Origin of the sequence: Afipia sp. Root123D2 (assembly GCF_001425835.1) — a bacterium.
GTDB lineage: Bacteria > Pseudomonadota > Alphaproteobacteria > Rhizobiales > Xanthobacteraceae > Afipia.
The window spans coordinates 118,812-144,405 of sequence record NZ_LMDP01000004.1 but is presented as its reverse complement, the minus strand read 5'-3'; the positions used below and the strand labels follow the sequence as shown (position 1 = coordinate 144,405).

24 protein-coding genes, 2 pseudogenes and 1 riboswitch are annotated in these 25,594 nt (G+C 63.4%); of the genes and pseudogenes, 10 read left to right on the top strand and 16 right to left on the bottom strand.

Annotated elements, in window-relative coordinates:
- From ASC80_RS20300 to ASC80_RS20275, 6 genes are all read right to left on the bottom strand, one after another.
- Window positions 1-876, bottom strand: coding sequence for a branched-chain amino acid ABC transporter permease (locus ASC80_RS20300; RefSeq protein WP_200941228.1), 876 nt, complete (start codon window positions 874-876; stop codon window positions 1-3).
- A 69-nt stretch (window positions 877-945) separates the two neighbouring features.
- Window positions 946-2,199: an ABC transporter substrate-binding protein gene (locus ASC80_RS20295; protein WP_056301786.1), complete on the bottom strand. Its 1,254-nt coding sequence runs from the start codon at window positions 2,197-2,199 to the stop codon at window positions 946-948.
- A 49-nt stretch (window positions 2,200-2,248) separates the two neighbouring features.
- Window positions 2,249-4,639 (bottom strand): xanthine dehydrogenase family protein molybdopterin-binding subunit, encoded by a 2,391-nt coding sequence (locus ASC80_RS20290; RefSeq protein ID WP_056301364.1) that lies wholly within the window; start codon window positions 4,637-4,639, stop codon window positions 2,249-2,251.
- Window positions 4,636-5,121 (bottom strand): (2Fe-2S)-binding protein, encoded by a 486-nt coding sequence (locus tag ASC80_RS20285; RefSeq protein ID WP_056301362.1) that lies wholly within the window; start codon window positions 5,119-5,121, stop codon window positions 4,636-4,638. The genes ASC80_RS20290 and ASC80_RS20285 overlap by 4 nt, the downstream gene beginning before the upstream one ends.
- Window positions 5,118-5,999 (bottom strand): FAD binding domain-containing protein, encoded by an 882-nt coding sequence (locus ASC80_RS20280; protein ID WP_056301360.1) that lies wholly within the window; start codon window positions 5,997-5,999, stop codon window positions 5,118-5,120. The genes ASC80_RS20285 and ASC80_RS20280 overlap by 4 nt, the downstream gene beginning before the upstream one ends.
- A gap of 281 nt (window positions 6,000-6,280) precedes the next feature.
- Window positions 6,281-7,231, bottom strand: coding sequence for a LysR family transcriptional regulator (locus ASC80_RS20275; protein ID WP_244487328.1), 951 nt, complete (start codon window positions 7,229-7,231; stop codon window positions 6,281-6,283).
- A 100-nt stretch (window positions 7,232-7,331) separates the two neighbouring features.
- Between ASC80_RS20275 and ASC80_RS20270 the strand changes: the two genes are divergently transcribed.
- The 3 genes from ASC80_RS20270 to ASC80_RS20260 are packed head-to-tail and all read left to right on the top strand — an operon-like array spanning window position 7,332 to window position 10,358.
- Window positions 7,332-8,441: an LLM class flavin-dependent oxidoreductase gene (locus ASC80_RS20270; protein WP_056301359.1), complete on the top strand. Its 1,110-nt coding sequence runs from the start codon at window positions 7,332-7,334 to the stop codon at window positions 8,439-8,441.
- 29 nt (window positions 8,442-8,470) lie between these two features.
- Window positions 8,471-9,352 carry a polysaccharide deacetylase family protein gene (locus tag ASC80_RS20265; RefSeq protein ID WP_056301357.1) on the top strand — a complete coding sequence of 294 codons (882 nt, stop codon included), beginning with the start codon at window positions 8,471-8,473 and terminating at the stop codon, window positions 9,350-9,352.
- 16 nt (window positions 9,353-9,368) lie between these two features.
- On the top strand, window positions 9,369-10,358 hold the full coding sequence (locus ASC80_RS20260) for a Gfo/Idh/MocA family protein (protein ID WP_056301354.1): 990 nt from the start codon (window positions 9,369-9,371) through the stop codon (window positions 10,356-10,358).
- Here ASC80_RS20260 and ASC80_RS20255 read toward each other — a convergent pair.
- The 5 genes from ASC80_RS20255 to ASC80_RS20235 all read right to left on the bottom strand — a co-directional run bounded on the left by ASC80_RS20255 (window position 10,326) and on the right by ASC80_RS20235 (window position 14,361).
- Entirely contained in the window at window positions 10,326-11,039 is a 714-nt protein-coding gene (locus ASC80_RS20255; protein ID WP_056301352.1) for a TetR/AcrR family transcriptional regulator, read from the bottom strand. The two genes, ASC80_RS20260 and ASC80_RS20255, sit on opposite strands and share 33 nt — an antisense overlap.
- 32 nt (window positions 11,040-11,071) lie before the next feature.
- A complete protein-coding gene (locus ASC80_RS20250) occupies window positions 11,072-11,608 on the bottom strand; it encodes a flavin reductase family protein (RefSeq protein WP_056301350.1) in 537 nt (178 codons plus the stop codon).
- A 7-nt stretch (window positions 11,609-11,615) separates the two neighbouring features.
- Window positions 11,616-12,842 carry an acyl-CoA dehydrogenase family protein gene (locus tag ASC80_RS20245; protein ID WP_056301348.1) on the bottom strand — a complete coding sequence of 409 codons (1,227 nt, stop codon included), beginning with the start codon at window positions 12,840-12,842 and terminating at the stop codon, window positions 11,616-11,618.
- Between the two features lie 15 nt (window positions 12,843-12,857).
- Window positions 12,858-13,370 (bottom strand): VOC family protein, encoded by a 513-nt coding sequence (locus ASC80_RS20240; protein ID WP_056301782.1) that lies wholly within the window; start codon window positions 13,368-13,370, stop codon window positions 12,858-12,860.
- A 157-nt stretch (window positions 13,371-13,527) separates the two neighbouring features.
- On the bottom strand, window positions 13,528-14,361 hold the full coding sequence (locus ASC80_RS20235) for a beta-keto acid cleavage family enzyme (RefSeq protein ID WP_056301347.1): 834 nt from the start codon (window positions 14,359-14,361) through the stop codon (window positions 13,528-13,530).
- Window positions 14,362-14,519: 158 nt separating this feature from the next.
- On the opposite strand from ASC80_RS20235, the pseudogene ASC80_RS24595 reads away from it, so the two are divergent.
- The 4 genes and pseudogenes from ASC80_RS24595 to ASC80_RS20220 all read left to right on the top strand — a co-directional run.
- Window positions 14,520-14,999, top strand: a pseudogene (locus ASC80_RS24595) (NAD(P)-binding domain-containing protein); the annotation flags it as partial.
- Window positions 14,979-15,425 (top strand): NAD-binding protein, encoded by a 447-nt coding sequence (locus tag ASC80_RS24590; protein ID WP_283805059.1) that lies wholly within the window; start codon window positions 14,979-14,981, stop codon window positions 15,423-15,425. The pseudogene ASC80_RS24595 and the gene ASC80_RS24590, both read left to right, overlap by 21 nt.
- Window positions 15,426-15,689: 264 nt before the next feature.
- Window positions 15,690-15,905: riboswitch (cobalamin riboswitch) on the top strand.
- A gap of 109 nt (window positions 15,906-16,014) precedes the next feature.
- Window positions 16,015-18,942 carry a ribonucleoside-diphosphate reductase subunit alpha gene (locus tag ASC80_RS20225; RefSeq protein ID WP_056301342.1) on the top strand — a complete coding sequence of 976 codons (2,928 nt, stop codon included), beginning with the start codon at window positions 16,015-16,017 and terminating at the stop codon, window positions 18,940-18,942.
- A gap of 205 nt (window positions 18,943-19,147) precedes the next feature.
- Window positions 19,148-20,299 carry a ribonucleotide-diphosphate reductase subunit beta gene (locus ASC80_RS20220; RefSeq protein WP_082512697.1) on the top strand — a complete coding sequence of 384 codons (1,152 nt, stop codon included), beginning with the start codon at window positions 19,148-19,150 and terminating at the stop codon, window positions 20,297-20,299.
- Window positions 20,300-20,486: 187 nt separating this feature from the next.
- Here the strand turns inward: ASC80_RS20220 and ASC80_RS20215 are convergent.
- Window positions 20,487-20,657, bottom strand: a pseudogene (locus ASC80_RS20215) (ChuX/HutX family heme-like substrate-binding protein); the annotation flags it as partial.
- Window positions 20,658-20,910: 253 nt separating this feature from the next.
- Here ASC80_RS20215 and ASC80_RS20210 point away from each other — a divergent pair.
- Genes ASC80_RS20210 through ASC80_RS20200 form a run of 3 tightly spaced genes read left to right on the top strand, consistent with a single transcriptional unit; the run spans window position 20,911 to window position 22,375 of the window.
- Window positions 20,911-21,336 (top strand): PAS domain-containing protein, encoded by a 426-nt coding sequence (locus tag ASC80_RS20210; protein WP_056301779.1) that lies wholly within the window; start codon window positions 20,911-20,913, stop codon window positions 21,334-21,336.
- 36 nt (window positions 21,337-21,372) lie between these two features.
- Window positions 21,373-21,873, top strand: a complete 501-nt coding sequence (locus tag ASC80_RS20205) for a peroxiredoxin family protein (protein ID WP_082512695.1) — start codon at window positions 21,373-21,375, stop codon at window positions 21,871-21,873.
- Window positions 21,874-21,913: 40 nt separating this feature from the next.
- The gene (locus ASC80_RS20200; protein WP_056301340.1) at window positions 21,914-22,375 is read left to right on the top strand and encodes a group III truncated hemoglobin; all 462 of its coding nucleotides are present in this window, start codon (window positions 21,914-21,916) and stop codon (window positions 22,373-22,375) included.
- A 39-nt stretch (window positions 22,376-22,414) separates the two neighbouring features.
- Here ASC80_RS20200 and ASC80_RS20195 read toward each other — a convergent pair whose 3' ends face one another.
- The 4 genes from ASC80_RS20195 to folE all read right to left on the bottom strand — a co-directional run bounded on the left by ASC80_RS20195 (window position 22,415) and on the right by folE (window position 25,585).
- Complete coding sequence (locus tag ASC80_RS20195) at window positions 22,415-22,735, bottom strand: plastocyanin/azurin family copper-binding protein (RefSeq protein WP_056301339.1); 321 nt, start codon at window positions 22,733-22,735, stop codon at window positions 22,415-22,417.
- A 10-nt stretch (window positions 22,736-22,745) separates the two neighbouring features.
- Window positions 22,746-23,270, bottom strand: a complete 525-nt coding sequence (locus tag ASC80_RS20190; RefSeq protein ID WP_056301337.1) for a DUF4142 domain-containing protein — start codon at window positions 23,268-23,270, stop codon at window positions 22,746-22,748.
- 128 nt (window positions 23,271-23,398) lie between these two features.
- Window positions 23,399-24,931, bottom strand: coding sequence for an FAD-dependent oxidoreductase (locus tag ASC80_RS20185; protein WP_056301775.1), 1,533 nt, complete (start codon window positions 24,929-24,931; stop codon window positions 23,399-23,401).
- A 33-nt stretch (window positions 24,932-24,964) separates the two neighbouring features.
- Window positions 24,965-25,585: a GTP cyclohydrolase I FolE gene (gene folE, locus ASC80_RS20180; RefSeq protein ID WP_056301774.1), complete on the bottom strand. Its 621-nt coding sequence runs from the start codon at window positions 25,583-25,585 to the stop codon at window positions 24,965-24,967.
- Between the last annotated feature and the right edge of the window lie 9 nt (window positions 25,586-25,594).

Genomic DNA, 25,594 nt, shown 5'->3' with positions numbered 1-25,594 from the left:
TCAGCTCATCAAACCGGCGCGGCCGAAGAAGCCCTGCGGACGCACCAGCAGCACGATCGCCATCAGTGCGAAAATCGAAACCTTGGCCATTTCCGGCGCGAACAGCGAGGTCATGCTGACGACGACGCCGACCAGAAGGCCCGCGATCACCGCGCCGCCGATCGAACCCATGCCGCCGACGACGGTGACGACGAAGGCCTCGGCCAGAATGGTCGAGCCCATTTCCGGGATCACGCCCTGCAACGGCGCCGCCAGCACGCCGGCCAGACCGGCGATGCCGGTGCCGATGCCGAATACGACCAGCCACACCCGAGAAACGTCCACGCCGAGCACGCGGACGATCTGCGGATCGCGCGCGCCGGCCCGGATGATAAGGCCGAAGCTGGTGCGCTCAAGGAACAGCCACAGCGCGATCAGCACCGCCGCGGCGGCACCGAGCACGAACAGGCGATACAGCGGGAAATAGCCGATGCCGATATTGACCGCGCCCTGCAGCAGCTCAGGCGTGTCGAACGGATAGCCGGTCTTGCCGAAGGCGATGCGCACCAGTTCGACCATGATGTAACTCAGGCCGAAGGTCAGCAGCAGCGGATAATCGATGCCGCGCCCGTACAACGGCCGCACCAGGAAGCGTTCGACGATCAGGCCGATGATGCCCACCGTCAGCGGCGTTATCACCAGCGCCAGCCAGAAATTTCCGCCGAGCATCAGCACGAACAGCCCGACATAGGCGCCGACCATGAAGAACGCGCCGTGCGCGAAGTTCACCACCGTCAGCATGCCGAAGATCAGCGACAGGCCGATCGCGAACAGCACGTAGATCGAACCCAGCGCGAGGCCGGTGAACAGTTGCAAGGCAAGGAGGTCGAATGTCATGCCAGCCATGGAAAACTCCAAAAGCGGTACGCGCCATCATGGCGCGTACCGTAGTTTTGAAAACTGCGATCAGCTCTTGTGGCCGAGCTCTTCGCAGGTCCGCAGGTTCTTTTCGCTCGGCTCGTCGGTGGCGAGGACGTTGAACACGTCGGCAGGCCCCTTCTCCGGCTTCGACTTCGATTCGATGATGAGCACCGACTGCACCGCCTGGTGGTCGCACTTGCGGTAGTATTCGGGGCCCTTGTAGTAGTCGTATTTCAGCGCCTCGACAGCCGCGATCACCTTGTCGGTGTCGAGCGTGCCGGCCGCCTTCGCGCCCATCAGCAGCGTCATGATGCCGGCATAGCCGAGCGCGCCGTAATCCGACGGCAGCTTGCCGTCATGCATCTTGCGGAAGCGGTCGTTGAAGGCCTTGGCCGACGGAACCTTGTCCTCGATGCCCCAGTAATAGGACGTGCCGCCGATGACGCCATCGAACGCCTGCGCGCCCGCCGCGAGACGGCCGGTGAACAGCAGGATCGGCGCGATGATCTTCATCTGCTTCTTCATGCCGAAATCGGTCGCCTGCTTCAGCGATATCTGCTGGTCGCGGCCAAAATTGTTGATGCAGAGGATGTCGGGCTTCAGCGCCTGGATGCGCGGCAGCAGCGCCGAGAAGTCGGTGGTGCCGAGCGGATGGCGGATGTCGGCCAGAGTCTCGACGCCGAACTGCTTGCCGGCGGCCTGGAAGCCGCGCACCATTTCGTGGCCGTAAGCGTAGTCGGCGGTGAGGAAGACAACCTTCTTGCCGAACTTCGGGAAGGCATAGCGGCCGACCGCGCCGGCGGTGAGGTGCGGGGCCAGCGCCTCGTGGAAAGTGTACTTGCTGAAGTCCTTCGCTTCGTTGATCTCGTCGGACTGGCTGATCGAATTGTAGATGATCTTGCGTTCCTTGCAGACGTTGTTCACCGCAAGCTGCACCGACGCCGACAGACTGCCGACGATGAAGCTCACCTTGTCCTTCTCGATCAGTTCGAGCGCGCGGGTGGCTGCTTCACCGGGATTGAGCTTGTCGTCGCGCACCAGCAGCTCGGCCTTGCGGCCGTTGAGGCCGCCGCCCTCGTTGAACTCGGCGATCGCGACCTGCGCGGCGCGGACCTGATCCTGCGCCTCGGTGCCGTAGGGGCCGGTCAGCGGAACCGGGAAGCCGACCTTGATGGTGCCTTCGTCGGCGCGAACGATGTTGATGCGGAAAGGCGAGACCGCCAGTGCAGCGCCAACGCTGGCCGTCGTCAGCAGGCGGCGGCGGGAAATCGAATGGGAGCCGATGATTTTTTTCGTCATGTATTCCTCCGTCAGGTTTTCATTGTCGTTGGTATGGGTATTTTCAAACTCAGATACGGCCAAGGGCCGTCAGAATCAGCTTCGGCGTCAGCGGAATTTCCGTAATGGTCACGCCGAACGGTGACAAAGCGTCGTTCACCGCGTTCGACACCGCAGCCGCCGCTCCGGCGGTGCCGGCCTCGCCCGCGCCCTTGGCGCCGAGTTCGGATTCCAGCGTCGGCGATACCACGTGCCCGACCTCGATGTCCGGCATCTCGACCGACATTGGAACCAGATAGTCCGCCATGTTGGCGTTGGTGAGCTGGCCGCGCTCATCATAGATGCAATGCTCGAACAGCCCGGCGCCGAGACCCTGCACGATCCCGCCGCGAATCTGTTCGTCGACCAGTTGCGGATTGATGATGGTGCCGCAGTCCTCGACCATCCAGTGCTTCAGCAGCTTGATCAGGCCGGTGTTGGTATCGACCTCGATCCACGACGCCTGAATGCCGTTGGTGAATGCGAATGGATACTGGCGCGGCACATAATGACGGGTCGCCATCAGTTCGGGCTGAAGTCCCGGTGCCATCGTGTCTGGCCGGAAATAAACGATCCGCGCCAGTTCCGGCAGATCGATGCGCTGCTGGCCGTCTTGTGCGCCGACGACCACGCCATCGACAATGTCGAAATCCTCGGGCTTGCCCTGAAGAATGTGAGCGGCGACATCGAGAATATTGCTGCGCAGCGCCTTCGCCGCCTGCAACGCGGCTTCACCGGCGATGCCGGTGCCGCGCGAGGCCCAAGTGCCGCCGCCATAAGGCGTGTTGTCGGTATCGCCGAGGGTGACGCGCACCCGGTTCATCGATACGCCCAGCACGCTGCCGACGATCTGCGCGGTCAGCGATTCCGAGCCCTGCCCCTGTTCGGTAAGGCTGGTCTGGCAAGTCACCGAGCCGGACGCCTCGAGTTTCACCGTCACGCCGTCCTGCGACGAGATGCGCGCGCCGCCGACGCCGTAGAACGCCGCGCTCGGATTGGTGATTTCGATGAAGGTCGCGATCCCGATGCCGCGATAGATGCCCTTCTTGCGCAGTTCGGCCTGCTCGGCGCGCAGCCCGTCGTAATTCATCATCGCCGCGAGCTTGTTCAGTGCTACGTGATGGGACAGTGCTTCGAACTTCAGGCCCGCCGGTGAATCGCACGGATAGGCGTCGTCGGGAATGAGATTGCGGCGGCGGATTTCCAGCACGTCCATGCCGATCGCCTGCGCCGCCATGTCGACCAGCCCCTCGGTCACCGAACAGGCGACCGGATGGCCGACGCCACGGTACTGGCACATGACGTTCTTGTTCTGGAACACGACATGGGCGCGGGCGCGATAATTCGGCGTGGTGTACTGGCCGCCGACGAGGTTGACGATCTGGTTGGCCTCGATCGCGCTGGTGCGCGGATACATCGAATACGGCCCGACGCCGGTGAGATCGTCGATCTCGAAGGCGTTGATCTTGCCGTCGTTGTTGACGCCGATCTTGCCGCGGCAGATGTGGTCGCGGGCGTGAATGTCGGTGTTGAAGCTCTCGATCCGGTCGGCCACGAACTTGATCGGGCGCCGCAGCAATTTCGACAGCGCACAGGTCGCCATCTCGTCGGCGTAGATGTGGACCTTGATGCCGAACGATCCGCCGACGTCCTTGCACAGCACGCGCACCTGCGCTTCGTCCAGCGCGAGATGCTTGGCGACGATGTTCTGCACCATGTGCGGCGCCTGGGTGCCGAGGTACACCGTCATCCGCGCTTCGCCGACGCTCCAGTCGGCCACGATCGAACGCGACTCCAGCGTCACGCCGGTATGGCGGCCGAACAGGAATTCGACATCGATGACTTTGTCGGACTCCGCGAACGCCTTGTCGACGGCGCCGGCATCGAGCGTGCGGGTGAAGGCGAGATTGTCGCCGAGATCGGGATGGATGACCGGCGTCGAAGGATCAAGCGCGGTCCGTGGATTGACCACCGCCGGAAGCTCTTCGTAATCGACGATCACGCGCTCGGCGGCGTCTTCGGCCTGCGCGCGGGTCGAGGCGACGATGGCGGCGACCGCTTCGCCCTGCCAGCAGGCGCGATCGACGGCAATGGCGTGTTGCGGCGCCGACTTCAGCCCCTTCATGTGAGACAGCACGCCGACCCACGGCGTGATGACCTTCGCCAGTTCCGCGCCGGTCACCACGGCGACCACGCCGGGCATCTTTTTCGCGTCGGTCGCGTCGATGCTGACGATTTTCGCGTGAGCGTAAGGCGAGCGCAGATAGACGACATGCGACATGCGCGGCAGCACGATGTCGCTGACATACTGGCCGCGCCCTTGCAGCAGCCGGTCGAGATTGGGCCGCGGCACGGTCTTGCCGATATAGGAATTCGGCCGGTCGAGCACCGACAGGCCGGGCTTGTGGGTATCGGCGCTCACGATGCCCGCTCCAGCCGCGCGAGCGCGGTCGTTTCCACAGCGTCGACGATCGAGTGATAGCCGGTGCAGCGGCAGTAGTTCCCCGACAGATGCTCGCGGATGCGGTCGCGATCCGGCTTCGGCTCGCGCGACAGCAGGTCCTGCGCGGTGATCAGCATCGCCGGCGTGCAGAAGCCGCATTGCAATGCGTTGCGGGCCTTGAAGGCTTCCTGAAGATCGGCGATCTCGCCGGTGTCCGACAGTCCCTCGATGGTTTCGACCACAGCGCCTTCGGTCTGAATCGCCAGCATCAGGCAGGACCGGACGATGTCGCCATTCACCCGCACGGTGCAGGCGCCGCACACGCCGTGTTCGCAGCCGACATGGGTGCCGGTGAGATCGAGATGTTCACGCAGGAAGTCGGCGAGGTTGAGCCGCGGCAACACGTGCGCATCGACGCGCTCGCCATTGACCGTGAGCGAGATCGGCACCGGTGTCGTCATGCCAGCTTCCTCAATTCGAGATCGGGCCGTTCTAGCAGGGTGACGACACAACGTTCCATCAATTGCCGGGCGAAATAACGGCGCATCGACGCGGTCGCCTGCTGATCCTCCTGCGGATCAAGTTCGCCATCGAGCGCCGCTTGCGCTTGCGCCAGCATCGCCGCCGTCACCGGCTTGCCGACGAGATGCCGCGCGGATGCCGCCAGCACCGGCTTGTCGCCGACCGCGAAGAAGGCGAGCCGCAGATCGGTGAACGCATCGCCGTCGATAACGGCCTGCGCCGCCAATCCGGCCATCGCGTAATCGCCCGAGCGGCGGGCATATTCATGAAAGAACGGACGCGAGCCCGTTTTGCCGACCGGCACTTCGACCGCGACCAGCAGTTCTGCCGGTGCAAGCTGCGTCTCGTAGATGCCGGCGAAAAAATCCTCGGCCGCGATCCGCCGTTCGCCGCCCTGCCCGCGCACCACGATGGTGGCGCCGAGCGCAACGGCACAGGCGGGTAATTCGGAAGCCGGGTCGGCATGGGCGAGACTGCCGCCGATCGTGCCGCGATTGCGAATCGCCGGATGCGCGACGTGGTGGATCGCATCCGTCAGCAGCGGCGCGTGAGTGGCGATCTCCGGCGAGGTCTGCACCTCGGCGTGTCGCGTCAGCGCGCCGATCCGCAAAACATAGCCCGCGACGGTGACGCCGCGCAGCTCGGACAGCGCGTTGATATCGACGATCCATTCGGGAGCTGACAGGCGGAGATTGAGAGCCGGCATCAGGCTTTGGCCGCCGGAGAGCACTTTCGCCTGGTCGCCATGCTGCGCAAGCAAAGACAGCGCCTCATCGACGCTGGACGCACGCGCATAGCTGAAAGCCGGAGCTTTCATCAGTCTTCCCCTCCCTAGGCTCATTTCCGGATGAGCGTTGGCGCGGATTAGACGGCGCGTCACGCCAAACGTCAAGCTTGTTTATCGAACGATTATTTCCGACTTCTTATTTATCACCCGACTGGTGAACAAAAAATTGCGGGACGGGCGCGACGAAAGTCTCACAACCGGAACGCGATCAGCCGAGCCGTTCACGTTGCGGAGCGGCATGACGGATGCGCATCGCCACGCGATTGTCGCGGCGCACAACGCTTTGGCGGATAGGGAAAACCGTGCGGCCGCTAACGGCGCGCGGCGCGTCGGCCCGGCGCGCCAAAGCGCTGACGGAAAGCGCTTTGCGCGCGTTTCGCTTCGGCGGCGAGGATATCGGCGAACGCCGCGGCGGCCGGCGACATCGCCTTGCGCGACGGTTCGATCAAAACGAACTCCGAATAGAAAGGCGGATCGTTGAGCGGCCGGATGTCGAAGCGCCCGCCGTCGAGGTCGGATACCATCATGATGAACGGCAGGATCGCGACCCAGTCGCTCGCTGCGACAAATTGCAGCGTACCCATCATCGCATCGAGTTCGAGCCGCTGCGTGACCGTGACGCCGTTGGTAGCGAAATAGGTTTCGATGCTGCGGCGGCGCGTGTTCTGCATCCCCGGCAGCACCACTTTCAACGGACCGAGCGTCGCCAGTTTGACCGCCGCGAAACCGCCGGCATCGTCGCGCCTGGCCCGCACCAGCACCTCGCGGTCGCGCGCGATCAGCCGGTGCGAAATTCCCACCGCGCCCTCGAAGGCCGGAACCACCGCGAAATCCAGTTCGCCCTTCAGGATCATGTCGGTGAGCACACCCGAGTAAGCCTCTATCACGCTGATCTCGGATCCCGGCGCGGAACCGAGAAACGTCTCCAGCGCCGGCGTCAGGATCGAGCGCGTGAAGGTCGGCATCAATCCGACCCGGATCGCGCCGCCGATGCGGTTGACGGCGACGCTCTGCCGCGCGGCATCGAGCTTTTTCAACACATCGACACATTCGGCGTAATACTTTTTGCCGACGAGGGTCGGCGCGACTTCGCGGCCCTGGCGCTCGAACAGCGCAACGCCGAGTTCGGCCTCAAGCTGCTTGACGTGCTGGGAGATGCCCGACTGCGTCGCGCCCTCGCGCTCGGCGGCTGCGGTGAATGAGCCCTCCTCGTACACCGCGACGAACGATCGGATCTGGCGCAGCGAGGTCATTTTATCCATCAAATTTTCTAATGCGAGAAAGTAGGAATAATCATTTTTCTAATATGACACAATCACTACCCTGCGCCATCCGCCAAACACTGTTTCAGGAAAACGCACGATGAACCTTGGCTTTTTCACCATGCCGATCCACCCGCTGACCAAGGACTGGCGCCAGTCGCTGGCCGAGGATCGTGAAGCCTTCCTGCTCGCCGACGAACTGGGGTTCACCGAGGCCTATGTCGGCGAGCACGTCACCGACAAGGCGGAGAACATCACCTCCTGCGTGACGTTCCTTGCCTGGATCGCCGCCGCCACCAAGAACATCAAGCTCGGCACCGGCACGGTCAACATGCCGAACGCGCATCCGGCCGCCGTCGCCGCGAGCCTCGCGATGCTCGATCACATGCTCGACGGCCGTCTGATCTTCGGCATCAGCCCCGGCGGCCTGCTGTCCGACGCCGAGCTGTTCGGCAATCTCAATTTCAACCGCAACGAGATGTTCCTCGAAGCGATCAATCATGTGCTCGACATCTGGACCCATGAGCCGCCCTACAACCTGCCGGGCAAATACTGGACGATCTCGACCGAGCGCACGCTGATCAAGGAGATCGGTCAGGGCTATATCCCGAAGCCGTTGCAGCGCCCTCACCCGCCGATCGTGGTTACCGCCGTCGCGCCCTTCTCGAAGGGCGTCACTGAAGCTGCGGCGCGCGGCTGGGAGCCGATCTCCGCCAACTTCCTGATGCCGGCATGGGTGAAAAGCCACTGGCCGAAATATGTCGAAGGCTGCGAGCGCGGCGGCCGTCCCGCCGATCCGGCCAACTGGCGCGTCGCCAAGAGCGTGTTCGTCGCCAAAGATGCGGCGACGGCGAAGGCCTATGCCACCGATCCGGACGGACCGTACGTCAACTATTACCGCTCGCTGTTCACCAAACTGAAGAAGAACGGCCGCATCGAACTGTTCAAGACCCGCCGCGATCAGCCTGACGATGAAGTGACACTGGAGATGATCTGCGACAAGTTGATCATCCACGGCACGCCGGATAGCGTCGCCGACCAGATTCTCGCGTTCCAGGAAGAAGTCGGTACCTTCGGCACCCTTCTTTATGCCGGAAAGGACTGGAAGGATCGGGAGCTTGGGCGCCAGTCGATGATTCTCACCGCCGAGAAGGTGATGCCTCTGGTCAACGTCGGCGCGCGGAGTCAAAAAGCAACCGCCGCGGAGTAGCGGCGCAACAACAACAAGAGGAGCGCTCCTTGGCTCTCAGTGATCGTATTCCCTATCAGGCCCTCGTCGATCGTCCGAAACTCACGCTGCCCGGCGGCAAGAAGCTCGCGGTGTGGGTGATCCTCAATGTCGAGGAATGGCGGATCGAAAACGCGATGCCGCGAACCGTGCTCAGTCCGCCGATGGGCCAGCCGTTGCAGCCCGACGTGCCGAACTGGGCATGGCATGAATACGGGATGCGCGCCGGGTTCTGGCGGCAGTTCAAGGCGCTGACCGACCGCAACATTCCGACGACGCTGGCGGTCAACGCTAACGTCTGCAATTCCTATCCGCGCGTGACGGCGGCGGCGCGCGACGCCGGCTTCGAGTTCATGGGCCACGGTTTCCTGCAAGGGCCGATGCACAAGCTCGACAACCAGCCCGACGCCATCAAGCGTGCCGTCGACACCATCGCCGCCTATACCGGCAAGGCGGTGCGGTCATGGGAAAGCCCCGGCCTCACCGAGACCGTCGACACTCTCGACCTGCTGCGGAAAAACGGCGTCGAATACGTCGCCGACTGGGTGATCGACGATCTGCCGCAGGACATCGAGACGCCGCACGGCACCATCACCACGATCCCCTACACCGTCGAGACCAACGACATCGTCGTTCACGCTCTCCAGCATCTGCCGTCCGAGCAGTTCCTGCAGCGCGGCATCGACCAGTTCGACCGCCTTTATCTTGAAGGCAACGACAACGCCCGGGTGATGGCGATTTCGATTCACCCCTACATCACCGGCGTGCCGCACCGGATCAAATATCTCGAGCAGTTGCTCGATCATGCCGTCAGCCATGACGGCGTCGCGCTGATGACAGCGAGCGAGATCGGCGACTGGTATCGCGGCCAGATGGCCGGCCTTAAAAAATAACCTCGGGAGTTCACCCATGATCAGGGCCGCAATCATCGGTCTCGGCTGGTGGGGACAAACCATCGCCGCGAGTCTCGCCACCAGCGACGTGATTAGGCCGGTGCTCGGCATCGACCCGCTCGAAGGCGCCCGCGCCAAGGCCGCCGCCACAGGACTGCAAACCGCGGCGCAGTTCGAAGACGCGCTGGCGCGCCCGGACATCGAGGCCGTGATCCTGTGCACGCCGCAGGACCGCCACGCCAGACAGATCGAAGCCGCCGCCCGCGCCGGGCGTCACGTGTTTTGCGAAAAACCGCTGTGCACCACCGGGCGCGACGCCGAACGCGCGCTTGCCGCAGTCAAGGCGGCGAACGTGCAGATCGGCATCGGCCACGAACGGCGCTTCGAGCCGGCGGTGATCGAGATGCGCAAGCGTTACGCCGACGGCGAGTTCGGCATGGGCCTCGTGGTCGAAGGCAATTTCAGCCAGGACAAGTTTCTCAACCTGCCACGTGACAACTGGCGGCTGTCAAAGGCGGAGAATCCGGTCGGCCCGCTGTCTGCCACCGGAATTCATATGGTCGATCTGTCGATCGCGATTCTCGGCAAGCCGGTGAAGGTGTGGGCGCGGCTCGCAACGCTGGGCAGCGACTTCGCCAACGGCGATACGCTGACGATCACGCTCGGCTTCGAGAGCGGCGCGACCGCGCTGCTCACCGCCGTGCTGGCGACGCCGTTCATGGGGCGGCTGGCACTGCTCGGCTCGAAAGGCTGGATGGAAATTTGCGACCGCACCCACCCGGAGAATCCGACCGGCTGGGACGTGACGCGCGTGGTGCGCGGCGCGGCGCCGGCCGCCGCTTACTATCCGCCGCACGCGGCGGTGCGCGACAATCTCGAGGCGTTCGGCCGTGCCGCGACGGGCGGCGCGCCCTACCCGGTGACGCATGAGGAAATGCTGGCGAACGTTAGGACCTTCGAGGCGATCCAGCGCTCAGCGGCCAACGGCCAGATCGAGACGATCTGACCGCCGCGACGACGAACGCGCGCGGGGCGGCTTGTCTTTTTTCGAGACCCGCATGACGCCGGCGAGATAGATGTCGATCGCATCCGCGATCATCTTGGCCTTGTCCTCGAGCACCGGCGACTCGTAGATGAACTTGCGCACGCCGTAGTAGAAAATGCCGGCGTGAAAGACCCACGCCATTTCCAGTTCGTACGCCGTCGGTTTGGTCTGTGTCGGCAGCCCGGCTTCGGCGCGCCACTCCTTGACGATGCGCGTGAGAATTTTGTCGCGCACAACGCTGACGTACCAGCGGTTGATGTCGAGACCCTTGAGGCCGGAGAACAGATAGATGCGCAGCCAGGTGCGGGTGAACACCGCGTCGGTGTAGCTTTCGTAGAACTGCTGCAGGCGTTCGCGCAACGGACGCGCGCGGTCGGCCAGCCGTTTCTCCCAGCCGCTGTCGAGCGGCTCGAGATACACCTTGTTATAGACTTCCTTGATCAGGTCGTCCTTGCTCGGAAAGTAACGATACAGCAGCGGCTGCGTCACCCCAAGCCGGCGTGCCAGTTCGCGGGTTCCGCCGTTGAATCCCTCGTCGGCGAAAAACTCGGTCGCCTTGCGGATGAATTCCTTGCGCCGGTCCTCCGGCGGCAGACGCTTCTGCTTGGCCTGGACCGCCGGCGATTTGGACTTCTTTCTCATCGAGATCTGTTTCTTAACCGAAGCGGGCGGGGCTACGGCCCCGGCGTGAATTGACCGAATCCGCCGCGCGCGAACAGAAGCGGCTCGGCATGGTTGTAAGCGTAGGACTCCACGGCACCAAGAAAAATCACGTGATCGCCCCCATAATACCGGGCAGCGGTGCGGCACTGGAATGAGGCAACCGTGCCGGCCAGCACCGGCGCATCGCCAAGGCCGCGCTCCCACGTCACGCCCGCGAATTTATCCTCGGCCGGCTTGGCGAACTGCATTGCCAGATCGCGCTGGGATGCGCCCAGCACGTTGACCGTGAAATGGCTGGCGTTCTGGAACACGCCCATGCTCGGCGAGAACGCGACCAGACTCCACAGCACCAGCGGCGGGTTGAGCGACACCGAGGCGAAGGAATTACAGGTCAGCCCGACCGGCTTGCCGTCGGCGGCCGCCGCCGTGATCACCGTGACGCCGGTGGCGAACCGGCCGAGCGCGGTGCGGAAATCGCGCGGATCGATCAGCGAATTGTCGCTCGACAGTTCGTTCTCGGGATCGTTCTGATGCGAAACGGCAGACATCGCGACCTCAAAGGGTGAGATTCTCGGACGGCAGATCGAGCGCCACCCGGCCGTAATTCGTCCCCGCCGCATCGAAATTGAACGCGATGTGGGCGTTGATCGCATGAGCATCGCGGAACTGGCGCTGCAACGCGCCGGTGGTGTACAGCCCGCGCGCGCCGCTGGCCGAAAACAGCAGCGACACCGCTTCGGTGCACAGGTTCACCGAATAGGCGCCATCGCGGCGATATTTGGTTTTCTCCGCCATGTGCGGAATGACACCGCGCCGCGCATCGGCCATCGCCTCGATGCAGGTGCGCCGCATGATCAGCCGCGACGAGTCGATCTTGGCGGACGCTTCCGCCACCTTGATCTGCGTGGTCTGCAGGTCGCCGAGCCTGGCGCGGTTGTAGGTCGAGGCGCGATGACGCGCGATGCCGACATAGTCGTCGAGACAGACTTGCGCGTTGCCGAGCGCGGCACCCGACAACACGAACGGAAACAGCGCGAACACCGGCAGCGCATAGAGCGCGGACGGATTGACCGCGCTGCCCGGCGTCGGGCCGCCGGCGACATCGCGCACCGCGAGCGTCATGTGCTCGGGTACGAACACCTCCTTGGCCTCGACGTCGTTCGAGCCGGTGCCTTTCAGGCCGGTCGCGGTCCATGTGTCGATGATGTTGTAATCGGCCTTCTTGAGCAGGAAGACGCGATACTCGACGCCGTCCGCATCGTCATCAGACGACACGATGCCGGCGAGCATGTTCCACGTGCTCGAATTGACGCCCGAGGAAAACGGCCAGCGGCCGGACAGGATGTAGCCGCCCTTGGTCTTGCGCGCGCGGCCCGCCGGAAAAATGAACGACGACGCGATCAGGGTATCGGGGCTTTCGTTCCAGATCGCATCCTGCGCGCGGCGGTCGAACATGCCGAGCATCCAGTGATGGCTGGCGAGGTTGGTGAGATTCCACGCCACCGACGCATCGGCCTGCGCGACGGCATCGGCGAAATCGACCAGCGCCACATAATCCAGTTCGGAGCCGCCGACGCGTTTCGGCTGCAATATCCGGAACAGCCCGGCCTCGTGCAGCTCGCGCTCGGTTTCCGGCGGCAGCGAACGCAACTCCTCGGTGACCGACGCGCGCTCGCGCAAGGCCGGCACCAGCGCCCGCGCGCGTTCGAGCATCTCGGCGTAAAGGCCATCGTCACCGCTGGAGCGCGGGTTGATTTCGAGTTTCTTGACCGTTCCGGACATCTGTTTCCCTCGCAGCTAGCGCGCAGCAACCTTGCCGGCACCGGCCTTCCTTTTCATCTGCGGCCGGTCGAGATACAGCGACGCCTTCAGGCCCTCGTCGTCCTGCGCGGCGAATTCGGTCAGCAGTTTCATCTCGGGGATCCGCGAACGATCCAGCGTGTTGACGTCCGGCCAGTCGATCTCGATCAGGTTGCCGGCGGGATCGCGTAGATACATCTGCACGCAGCCGTCCGGCAGTTCGTTGACCGGGTTGCGGAAGGCGCTGGAATCCAGCGCACCGATCGCCTTCGCCTTCTCATAGGCGGCATGGAAGTCGTCCACGTCGAGCGCGAAGTGCTGATAGACCGGAACGTGGTCCTCAAGTTCGAACAGATGAAGCTGAAGCTCGCCGCAGCGCAGGTATTTCGTCTTGAAGCCGAAATTGTAGGTCGGGATCAGCTCCATCCCGAGCACCGTCTGGTAGAAGCGCGATGACTCTTCCAGATCCTTCGCCCCGATCGAAAGGTGATTGAAACCGAGAACTTTCATCATCCACTCCCCGCAGGCTTTTTGTTGACGCCTTGATTTATCGCTCGATAAATAGCGTAAGGCCGGGCCGATGGCAAGGGGCTGCTGCTGTGCGACGCACAAATGCGGCGCGGCGTTCGCCGGCCCGCGCGTTTTTGCTCCGCAACGCGCGGTTACGTCAGTCCGGCTTCCCTAACGCATGAAGCGCCTGCGCGCGCGACGAACGCGGCCTTGAAATCCCGCGCAACGACGCCTGCAAATCGGCGACGCGCGCGGCATTGTTCTCGGCGCGGCTGCCGTCGGCGTTGAGGAAACTGTTCTCGAAACCGATCCGGCAATGGCCGCCCAGCGCGGCGGCGGCGACCAGCGACGGCGTTTCCGCCGCGCCAAAAGCGCACACCCACCACGGAAAGCGGTCCACTCCGCCCTGCTCGCGGACCTTCGCAACGAATGGAATCAATTCCGCCGGATCGCTTTCCTGCCCCGCCGCGTAACGCCCGAGCGGAAAGATCAGCGAATGACGTTTGCCGGGAACGATGCCGCGCACGACGAGATCGAGAAAGCGATCGAATTCGTCCGCCGCGTAGATGATGTGCTGCACGGCGATGAGCTCATCATGCGCCCAGTGATAAAGATCCTTCGCCGCCGCCTCGGCGCTGGCGTCGGGCGCCAGTTCCTTCGGTGCGATGCTGACCGCTTCGGGCCGCACCGCGCGCACCACGTCGATCTGCTGCTGCGGCGTGAACAGACCAATCGCTTCGGTCGTGATCTGCACCACCATCTCCGGCCCGACCCGCTTGCGCACCGCCTCGGTCGCGGCGCGATAGCGCGCGGCATCGAGGGTATGCTTGTCCTGATCGTCGCGAACGTGAAGATGAATCGCGCCCGCGCCGGCCTGCTGGCAGGCGAACGCTTCATCGGCGAGTTCATCCGGCGTGATCGGCAAATGGGGATGGTCGGCACGGCCTTTGCGCGCGCCGTTCGGCGCCACCATGATCGTCAGGTCAGCCATGCGGATCGCTTTGCTCCTTTTATCGGCGTGCGCCGATGCGCGCGTCATTGTTTCTTGACCGCAGCATGCACCGCGCGGCTTTGACTTGACAAGGTTCTTTGTTTATCGCTCGATCACTATAATAAACAGAACCCTGTCACGGCGCAGCCGGAGGCTGGCGTACGCTGCGGAGCGAAACAATGAGCGACAAAATCGCCGGAATCGTCGGCCTCGGCATCATGGGCGGTGCGATCGCGAAAAATCTCGCCGCGCGCGGCTGGACCGTGATTGGTTTCGATGTCGATGCCACCAAGGGCGCGGCCCTGGCGCGCGATGGAATCCGGATCGCTCAGAGCGTGAGTGAGGTCGCGCATCATGCTGCGATCATTCTCACCAGCCTGCCCAATCCCGCCGCAGCGGAGAAGGTCGCGACCGAAATCGCGACCTCCGGCGCGGCGCAGCGGATCGTGCTCGAACTCAGCACGCTCACCATTGCTGACAAGCTGCGCTTCAAGGAAATTCTTGACGGCGCGGGACACATCGCGCTCGATTGTCCGCTGAGTGGCACCGGTGCGCAGGCCGAGAACCGCGACCTCGTGGTCTATGCCAGCGGCGACAGTGCCGCGATCGCGCGCTGCATGCCGCTGTTTTCCGATTTCGCCAAGCAGAGCGCGGACCTCGGCGTCTATGGCAACGGCAGCCGGATGAAATTCATCGCCAACCATCTGGTGGCAATCCACAACGTCGCCTCCGCCGAAGCGATGGTGCTGGCGGAGCGCGCCGGGCTCGACCTCAATCAAGTGATCGAGATGGTCGGCCCCGGCGCCGGCGGCTCGCGCATGTTCCAGATGCGCGCGCCGATGATGGCCGCGCGCAGCTATCAGCCCGCGACCATGCGGGTGTCGACCTGGAAAAAGGACATGGCGATCATCGCCGAATTCGCCGACGGCCTCGGCTGCGACACGCCGATGTTTACGCTCACCCAGCCGGTCTACACCCAGGCGATGGCCATGGGCCTCGGTGACGACGACACGGCGGCAGTGTTCGAGGTGCTGAAGGAGAACAGCGGCGCGAAGAACGGCTGAGCGCGCGGCTTCACCGCAACTAGTCCACCGAATGTCATGCCCGGCCTTGCCGTTCGAAGAACGGCGTCGCTTCCGCTCGCCTATGTGCCGGGCATCCCGCTTGGGGACGCACCGTGCCAGCCTAAGCGGGATCACCGGGACAAGCCCGGTGATGACATTCATCGAGACGGCACCACTGCAATCGCCGTTCTTCCCCGCCCGCCATGCGCCCGGTGAATAACGGGGACAACACCACAATCCATTGACAGCCACCACACAGCCGATACTAAATATAGCCGTCACGGTCCCTTGAGTCGAAGACACGGCAAGAGGGCTAAGAGGGAAGCCGGTGCGCCTTGAACCAAGGCAAGGCCGGCGCTGCCCCCGCAACTGTAAGCAGTGAGTTGATTCCGACCGACGTCACTGGTGCGCAAGCATCGGGAAGACCGGGATCGACGATGACCTGTGAGCCAGGAGACCTGCCGCGACACCAGAACGTCCACGGGCGGGGTGTCCCGGCGGTCGCAGCAGGTCTTTCCGGCTTCTTGCCGGTCATCATGCAGCGCCCTCCCGGCCCCAGCCCCCACACAACGCATCACGGGGTCTGCCGATGTCCGGTTCTTCACCTTCTCTTCCTCTCGCACGCGAAGCCGCCGCCACGGCGCCCTTGTTCCAGTTGCGTCCCGAATCCCTTGCGCACGCCGCGAGCGAGCCGCCTTTCCAGATCATCCGCCGCAACGGACAGGTGTCGCCGTTCGACGCCGGGAAGATTTCAGTGGCGATGACCAAGGCGTTCCTCGCCGTCGAGGGCAGCACGGCCGCCGCATCGCGCCGCGTCCATGACAGCGTCGCCCAACTGACCGGCGAGATCGTCGGCGCCCTCACCCGCCGCGCCGGCGAAGGCCGCACCTTCCACATCGAGGACGTGCAGGATCAGGTCGAACTGGCGCTGATGCGCAGCGAACACCACAAGGTCGCCCGCGCCTATGTGCTGTATCGCGAGGAGCGCGCCCGCGAGCGCGCCGAGAAAACGAACACCGCCGCCGCGAAGGCTCCGGCCGCGCCGCTGCTTCATGTCACGCTGGCGAACGGATCGCGCGTACCGCTCGACCTCGATCGTCTGACGCGGATCATCGATGAAGCCTGCGCCGGGCTCGACGGCGTCGATGCGGCGCCGGTGCTCAGCGAAACCCGCCGCAATCTCTACGACGGCATCAGCCAGGACGAACTGGCGCTCGCCGCGATCATGGCGGCGCGCACGCTGGTCGAACAGGAGCCGGATTACGCGTATGTCAGCGCGCGCCTGCTGCTCGACAAGCTGCGCACCGAGGTGCTGTCGTTCGTCCATGCCACGCCGAGCAACGCCACGCAGGCGGAGATGGCGACGCGCTACGCCGACTATTTCCCGGCCTACGTCAAAACCGGCATCGCCACCGAACTGCTCGACCCGGAACTGGGCCGTTTCGACCTGGCGGGAATTGCCGCCGCGCTGAAGCCGGAGCGCGATCTGCTGTTCCAGTTCCTCGGCCTGCAAACCCTCTACGACCGCTATTTCCTTCACACCGGCGGCAACCGCATCGAACTGCCGCAAGCATTTTTCATGCGCGTGGCGATGGGCCTCGCCGCGCGCGAGATCGACCGCGAAGCCAAGGCGATCGAATTCTACGATCTGCTGTCGTCGTTCGATTTCATGGCCTCGACGCCGACGCTGTTCAACTCCGGCACGCTGCGGCCGCAACTGTCGTCGTGCTTCCTGACCACGGTGGCTGACGATCTCGACGGCATTTTCAAGTCGATCAAGGACAACGCGCTGCTGGCGAAATATTCCGGTGGCCTCGGCAACGACTGGACCCCGGTGCGCGGCCTCGGCGCCCACATCAAGGGCACCAACGGCGAAAGCCAGGGCGTGGTGCCGTTCCTGAAGGTCGCCAACGACACCGCCATCGCGGTCAATCAAGGCGGCAAGCGCAAGGGAGCAGTGTGCGCCTATCTCGAAACCTGGCACATCGACATCGAGGAATTTCTCGATCTGCGCAAGAACACCGGCGACGACCGCCGCCGCACCCACGACATGAACACCGCCAACTGGGTGCCGGACCTGTTCATGCAGCGCGTCGAGGCCGATGGCGACTGGACGCTGTTCTCGCCCGACGAGACGCCGGACCTGCACGATGTGTACGGCAAGGACTTTGCCGAACGCTACGCCCACTACGAAGGCAAGGTCGCGCGCGGCGAACTGCGCGTGTTCAAGACGCTGCGCGCCACCGATTTGTGGCGGCGGATGCTGACCATGCTGTTCGAGACCGGGCATCCGTGGATCACCTTCAAGGATCCGTGCAACCTGCGCTCGCCGCAGCAGCATGTCGGCGTCATCCACTCGTCGAACCTGTGCACCGAAATCACGCTCAATACCTCGGCCGACGAAGTCGCGGTGTGCAATCTCGGCTCGGTCAACCTTCTCAACCACGTCGGCGCGGACGGCATCGACCACACCAAACTCAAATCGACCGTGACCACCGCGCTGCGCATGCTCGACAACGTCATCGACATCAATTTCTACACCATCCCCGAGGCGCGGCGTTCCAACCTGAAGCACCGCCCGGTCGGTTTGGGCCTGATGGGGTTTCAGGATGCGCTGCAGGTCCAGCGGATTCCGATGGCGTCCGACGCGGCGGTGGCGTTCGCCGATCTCAGCATGGAGGCGATTGCGTTCCATGCCATTTCGGCCTCCGTCGATCTCGCCGAACAGCGCGGGCGTTATCCCTCGTTTAGCGGATCGTTGTGGTCACAGGGCATCCTGCCGGTCGATTCGATCGCGCTGGTCGATGACGCGCGCGGCAGCGTCACGATGGACCGCTCCGCCACGCTCGACTGGGATTCGTTGCGCAAGCGGGTGCAGACCACCGGAATGCGCAATTCCAACGTGATGGCGATTGCGCCGACCGCGACGATCTCCAACATCTGCGGCGTCGCGCAATCGATCGAGCCCGCCTACCAGAACCTCTATGTCAAATCGAACATGTCCGGCGACTTCACCGTGGTGAACGCGTTCCTTGTGCGCGACTTGAAAGCGCGCGGGCTGTGGGACGAGGTGATGGTTTCCGACCTGAAATATTTCGACGGCAGCCTGGGTGCCATCGACCGCGTGCCGGATGATCTCAAGGCGCTGTACGCCACCGCGTTCGAGATCGACAGCGCATGGCTGATCGAGGCGGCGGCGCGGCGGCAAAAGTGGATCGATCAGGCGCAGTCGCTCAATCTCTACATTGCCAATCCATCCGGCAAGAAGCTCGACGCGCTCTATCGCCTCGCCTGGCAGCGCGGCCTCAAGACGACCTATTACCTGCGCTCGCGCAGCGCCACCCATGTCGAGAAGTCGACGCTGAAAGGGACCGACGGCAAGCTCAACGCGGTGTCGGCGTCGTCACGCGCGGTCAGCCATGCGCCGATCCTGATCCCCGCCGCCTCCGCCGCGCCGGATCTCACCGGGGTGATGGCATGCTCGATCGACAACCCCGAATGCGAGGCGTGTCAGTAACAGTGTGCTCATCCTGAGGAGCCTGGCTGAAATGAAAATTTCAAAAACTTGCGCGGTCACCTCTCCCCGGCGGGGAGAGGTCGACATGCGAAGCATGTCGGGTGAGGGGGATCGAGTCTCTGTTGCGGTCTCCGTAGCCCCCCTCACCCCAGCCCTCTCCCCACAGGGGAGAGGGAGCGCATCATCGAAACAACAGGAACATCCCATGCTCGACTGGTCCGATTCACCAACCACCGCCACAGCAACACCGCCCTCACCGGCCACCATCTTCAACACGGCGTCCGACTCCCCCACGCCCGCCGCCGATCCCACTGGCCTCGGAGAAATCGAACGTGGCGGCGCCCGGGTGTCGGTCGACGACAAGGCGATGATTAACTGCCGCGCTGACGTCAATCAGCTGCTGCCGCTGAAATACCGGTGGGCGTGGGAGAAATATCTCGCCGGTTGTAACAATCACTGGATGCCCACCGAAGTGTCGATGCAGGCGGATATCGCGCTGTGGAAATCGCGCGACGGCCTGACCGAGGACGAACGCCGCGCCATCAAGCGTAATCTCGGGTTCTTCGCCGCATCCGAGTCACTGGTCGCCAACAACATCGTGCTGGCGATCTATCGCCATCTCACCAATCCCGAATGCCGGCAGTACCTGCTGCGGCAGGCGTTCGAGGAAGCGGTGCACACCCACACCTTCCAGTACATCGTCGAAAGCCTCGGCCTCGACGAAGGCGAGCTGTTCAACATGTATCGCGAGGTGCCCGCGATCACCGACAAGGCGGCGTGGGCGCTGAAGCACACGCAGAATCTCGAAGACCCCGGTTTCTCGACCGGCACGCCGGAGAAGGATCAGGCGTTCCTGCGCGATCTTGTCGCGTTCTACGTGATCTTCGAGGGCATGTGGTTCTACACCGGCTTCGCGCAGATCCTGTCGCTTGGCCGCCGCAACAAGATGGTCGGCATCGCCGAGCAGTATCAGTACATCCTGCGCGACGAGTCGATCCATCTCAACTTCGGCATCGACGTCATCAACCAGATCAAGATCGAGAATCCGCATCTGTGGACGACGGTGTTTCAGGACGAAGTGCGCGGCATGATCCGCGACGCCGCCGAACTCGAAGCCGCCTATGGCCGCGATACCATGCCGCGCGGATTCCTCGGGCTGAACGCGGCGCTGTGCGAACAGTACATGCACTTCATCGCCAACCGGCGCTGCGCACAGATCGGCGTCGGGGCGGTGTTCGCCGAAACCGACAATCCGTTCCCATGGATGTCTGAGGCGATGGATCTCAAGAAGGAGAAGAACTTCTTCGAGACCCGCGTGATCGAATATCAGAACGGCGGCGCGTTGAACTGGGAGTGATTGTCCGGCCCGGTCCGCGACGTTTACCTCAGAGCCTGACCGGAAATGAGGTCAGTGAACTAATGCGCTTATCTATCAGCGCGTCATGGCCGGATTTATTCCGGCCATCCACGTCTTAGCGGTATCGCAGCAGCAGAAAAGGCGTGGATGGCCGGGACAGGCCCGGCCATGACGAAGAAACTCATACTCAATCCGCCGCCTTCGCCAGTTCGCGGAATTTCGCGAGCTGGTCGGCCTTGAGCTGGCGCGCTTCGTCGCGGCCGACGAACACCTTGAACATGACGCCGCCGTCGACGTTGAGGAACGCGACGAACGCCGACGACTTGCCCATGAACGGACGCTCGACGAAGGCAACGCCCGGTGCGGCCTGTGACCGAGCAACGGCCGATCCGCAGCATCGGTATTTCCGAACCGTGAGATCGGCAATATTCGTTTGTCGGGCTCTCCTCCCAATGCGACCCTGACTTTTGGGAGTCACCGGCCCACCGCTGCGGGTCCGCGTGGCATCGTATTGGAATTGCACCCGAAATGCGGTCGGCAGGCGCGCTGGTTTGCGCAGCAGACCAACGCTATTGTGACCCTAGGAAAGCCGTTCGATGAAAGCTGGTTCGATGAGCGATCAACTCGCAGACGCTGTTCTCCACACGATTTCCGACGCCATCGTCGAAACCGATCGCGAGGGCCTGATCCGGTTCTGGAATCCGGGTGCGGTCCGCATCTTCGGCTTCACTGCCGAAGAAGCCCACGGGCAGTCGCTCGACATCATTATTCCGGAGAACCAGCGCAAGCGGCATTGGGACGGTTACACCAAGGTGATGGAGACCGGCGAAACGCGCTACGGCTCCGGCGATCTGCTCGCAGTGCCCGCATTGACGAAAGACGGCCGCCGCATCTCGGTGGAATTCACCATCATCATGCTGCAGGAGGGCGGCAAGCCGTCGGGGATGGCCGCGATCATGCGCGACGTGACGCCGCACTTCGAGGAACTTCGCCGGCTGAGGCGCGAGCTTGCAGAAGCGGCGCGCGTCACTACTTGACGTTCAACACCATATGAATCCCCTCTGGATACCCTCGTGACTCCGCAAAACATCCGCGCGCCGGACCTCACGGTCACGCAATGGTTCAATACCAAAACGCCGATCAGCCTGGCCGCCCTGCGCGGCAAGGTCGTGGTGCTGCACGCCTTCCAGATGCTGTGTCCTGGCTGCGTGCAGTCCGGCCTGCCGCAGGCGCAGCGCATCGCCAAACTGTTTTCCGAAGACGATGTCGCGGTGATCGGGATTCACACGGTGTTCGAGCACCACGCGGCGATGACGCCGACCTCGCTCGAAGCCTTCATCCATGAATACCGGCTCGATTTTCCGATCGCGGTCGATCAGCCCGGCGACGACGGCCCACTCCCCAAAACCATGGCAGCCTACGGCATGAAAGGGACCCCAACATTGGTCCTGATCAATGACGAGGGCTATATTCGCAAGCATACTCTGGGCGCCGAAGAGGATTTGCGTGTCGGAGCGGACATCGCGCTGCTGGTTGCCGAAGCCCGGCTCCGCAAATCCCGCCCCGGTATTTGACTGCCACGCCCAGAGCACAATTGCGATTGAAAGACCCCGAATGACCACCGAACTCTCCGCCGCCGAACGCCGCCAGGCCATGACCCAGGCGATCCAGCTTGAGACCGGCATTGACGAGCCCATGATCGATCAGCTCGTTCGCGGGTTCTATGCCCGCGTCCGCGATGACGACCTGATCGGCCCGATTTTCGAAGCACGCATTACCGATTGGGAACCGCACCTGCAGCGCATGTGCGCATTCTGGTCGTCGGTCGCCCTGATGAGCGGGCGCTATCACGGCCAGCCGATGCAGAAGCACCTGCCCTTGCCGGTCGACGGCGGTCATTTCGACCGCTGGCTCGCGCTGTTCGAGGCGACCGCTCGCGAACTGTGCCCGCCGAAGGCGGCGGTGCATTTCATCGAGCGTGCGCACCGGATCGCCGAAAGCCTTGAGCTGGGCATTGCCGGCGCGCATGGCGTCATGCTTGCAAAGGGCGAACGCTTCCAGCTTGCGGGCGCGTAGCGGGAACTGAACCTACGCGCCCGCATCCACCGCGGCCGGTTACTTCGCTGCGATCGAGATCCGCCCCTTCATGTTGGGGTGGAAGCGGCAGTAGTACTCGACATCGCCTGCTGTCTTAAGCACGAAGCTCACGGTCTTCTTGGCGGGGATCAGCACGTCCCAATCGCCCTTCACTGTCGCGGTATGGGCCAGAATATCCTTGTTGACCCAATCGATGGTGTCGCCGACCTTCGCCTTGATCTCCACGGGCGCGAAGACCAGCTTGTCGATGACGACCTGGATCGTCTCCGCGCGGACCGGGACGATACTCAACGTCCATGCCAGGACTGCAAAGGCGAAAAAATATCGTCCTTGTCGCATGTCGCGCTCCTTACTTGACCGTCGCCGCAACGTGCTCGGCGTGCTGAAGGTGGCCCTGGAAGATCTTGAGGCCGGTCTCCAGCAGGCTCTTCAGTTCGGCATTGTTGGCCGACGGAATCAGCAAGGTTTCCAGCGCACCGTTGACGGCCTTGTGGTAGGCGACCTCGTTGGCGATGTAGGCCTTGTCGTAAGCGGCACCGCTGAGCTTCGCCAGTTCGGTCTGCTTGGTGGCAGCCTGCTTGGACAGCGAACGGCTGGTGTCGTTGTCCTCAGGCGTGACCTTGAGCTTCTTGACGAGATCAAGCGCCTGCTTGTTCACGGCTTCATGGTCGCGCTGCATGTCTTTTGCGAACGCGACGACTTCCTTGTTCTTGGATTTCGAAATCGCCTGCTTGGAGGCAGTCACGTCGATTGCGCCAGCGGTGTAGGCGATATGTGCGATCTGTGGATCTGTCGGCTTTGCGGCCCCTTGCGCAAAAGCCGCGCTGCTTACGAGGCACGCTGCGGCAATCACCGCGCTCAGTCGAACGAACATGGCATACTCCTGTCGCCGGTCGCTGATTCAGCGCCGGCCTTGTTTGGATGTTGAACACTGGTTGGATGGTTTTCCGTGAGGAAGGTTCCCGGAAACCCGAAAAAGAATCCGCGGAGATCGCGCGCGCGTCAGACGCCCGCCGTCTCCTTTTCCATATCCAGTTCGGCCTTCAGGCTCGCGACATCGCGGAAGATCGACGCGACCGCGAGCACACGGCCCTTCGACTTGTAGCGCAGCAGGCAATCCTTCGCGGCGATATCGCCATCGACCGAAATCTCGTCCCAGCGCTCGGCGTGGCCGACATAGTTGATCGGAATGTCGTAATGCTGGCTCCAGAAGAACGGCACCGCATCGAACGCAACGCGTTCGCCGAGCATGTTGCGCGCGGCAACCTGCCCCTGACGTTCGGCGACGACCCAATGCTCGACGCGGATGCTTTCGCCCGAATGAGGATCCGGCCACCGCGCGATATCGCCGGCGGCGAAAACACCGGAGGCGCTGGTCTCGAGACAGGCGTTCACGACGACGCCGCGATCGAGCGCGAGGTTGGCGCGTTCCGCAAGATCCAGCCGTGGCCGGACGCCGATGCCGACCACCGCGAGATCGGCCTCGATCGCCGCACCGCTTTTCAGCACGACACGTTTCGGCTCGATGGCGGTGACCGTGTCGTTGAGATGGAAAACGACGCCATGCTCCTCGTGCAGCGCGCGGACAAAATCGCCCATGCCGGGCCCGAGGATGCGCTCCATCGGCCGCTGTTCCGGCGCGACCACATGAACTTCGAGATCACGAGCGCGCAGCGCGGCGGCGGTTTCCAGCCCGATGAAACTCGCCCCGACCACCACGACGCGGCGCGCACTCTTGGCTGCGTCGATGATGGCGCGGCTGTCGGCAAGCGAACGCAGGGTATGCACATGCGGCAGCTCCGCGCCGGGGACGGTCAGGCGAACGGGCTCCGCGCCGGTTGCAAGCAACAACCGGTCATAGGAAAAGGCTTTTCCGTTCGCCGTCGTCACCCGGTGCGCTGCGGTATCGATGCCTGAAACGTCGGCATCGCTGTGCAACTCTATGCCGGCTTCGACGTACCAGTCGTCCGGCCGCAGCGGCATCCAGTCTTCCGGCGCGCTGCCGGCGAGATAATCCTTCGACAGGTTGGGACGATCGACCGGCGTCCCGCCCTCCCGGCTCAGCATGACGATGCTGCCGCCGAAACCTTTCCGCCGCAGCATGTCGGCCGCAGCGAAACCCGCGGCACCACCGCCGACGATAACGATTTTTTCCGGCGCAGCGGCCTTAGCCGTCGCGGCCTGCGGCTGCGGTTCGTCGCGCTTGCCGTAGACGAAGATCAGGCCGTCACGCTGCTCGACATTCCAGCACGCCAGCGGATTGAACGCCGGCGCACGGGTCGCCTCGCCGGTTTTCAGATCGAAACAGGCATGGTGCCACGGACAACGGACACTGGCGCCGACCACGAGTCCGTCGACCAGCGGCGCGTGATAGTGGCTGCAATGAGCATCGATGGCGAAAATCTCGTCATCGGTACGGATCAGCAGCACCTCCTGATCGCCGACATGGCCAACCATCTTGTTGCCAGCGAAGTCGGCGGGCGAGACGCCGCGCGTGAGGTCCGGACCGCCGGGGGCGACGTTATCCTGCGACATGATTGTCTCCATGCATCCTGGCAGCGGCGGCGATTACTCCGCCGCCATTCCGAGGAATTCCTGGCGGGTGATCGCGTTGTCGCGAAAGCAGCCGAGCATACGACTGGTGACGAGGTCCGTGTCAGGTTTGTGAACGCCGCGAGTCGTCATGCAGTGGTGGGTTGCCTTGATGATGACACCCACCCCTTGCGGCTTGAGCACATCGTTGATGGTGTTGGCGATCTGCGCCGTCATCTTTTCCTGAATCTGCAACCGCTTGGCATACGTCTCGACGACGCGGGCGAGCTTGCTGATGCCGACCACCCGGCCGTTCGGGATGTAGGCGACCCAGGCCTTGCCGACGATCGGCGCCATGTGGTGTTCGCAGTGGCTTTCGAACCGGATGCCGCGCAGCACGATCATCTCATCGTAGCCTTCGATTTCCTCGAAGGTCTTTTTCAGGATCTCGACGGGATTCTGCGAATAGCCGATGAAAAATTCCTCGAACGCGCGCGCCACCCGGCTCGGCGTTTCGATCAGGCCATCGCGCTCCGGATTGTCACCGGTCCAGCGGATGATGGTGCGGAACGCCGCTTCGACTTCAGAGCGGCGCGGGCGTCCGGGCTCGGTGTCCGAAATTTTGGTCCGCTCCAGCGGCTGCACGTTTGAACTCATCGGATCATC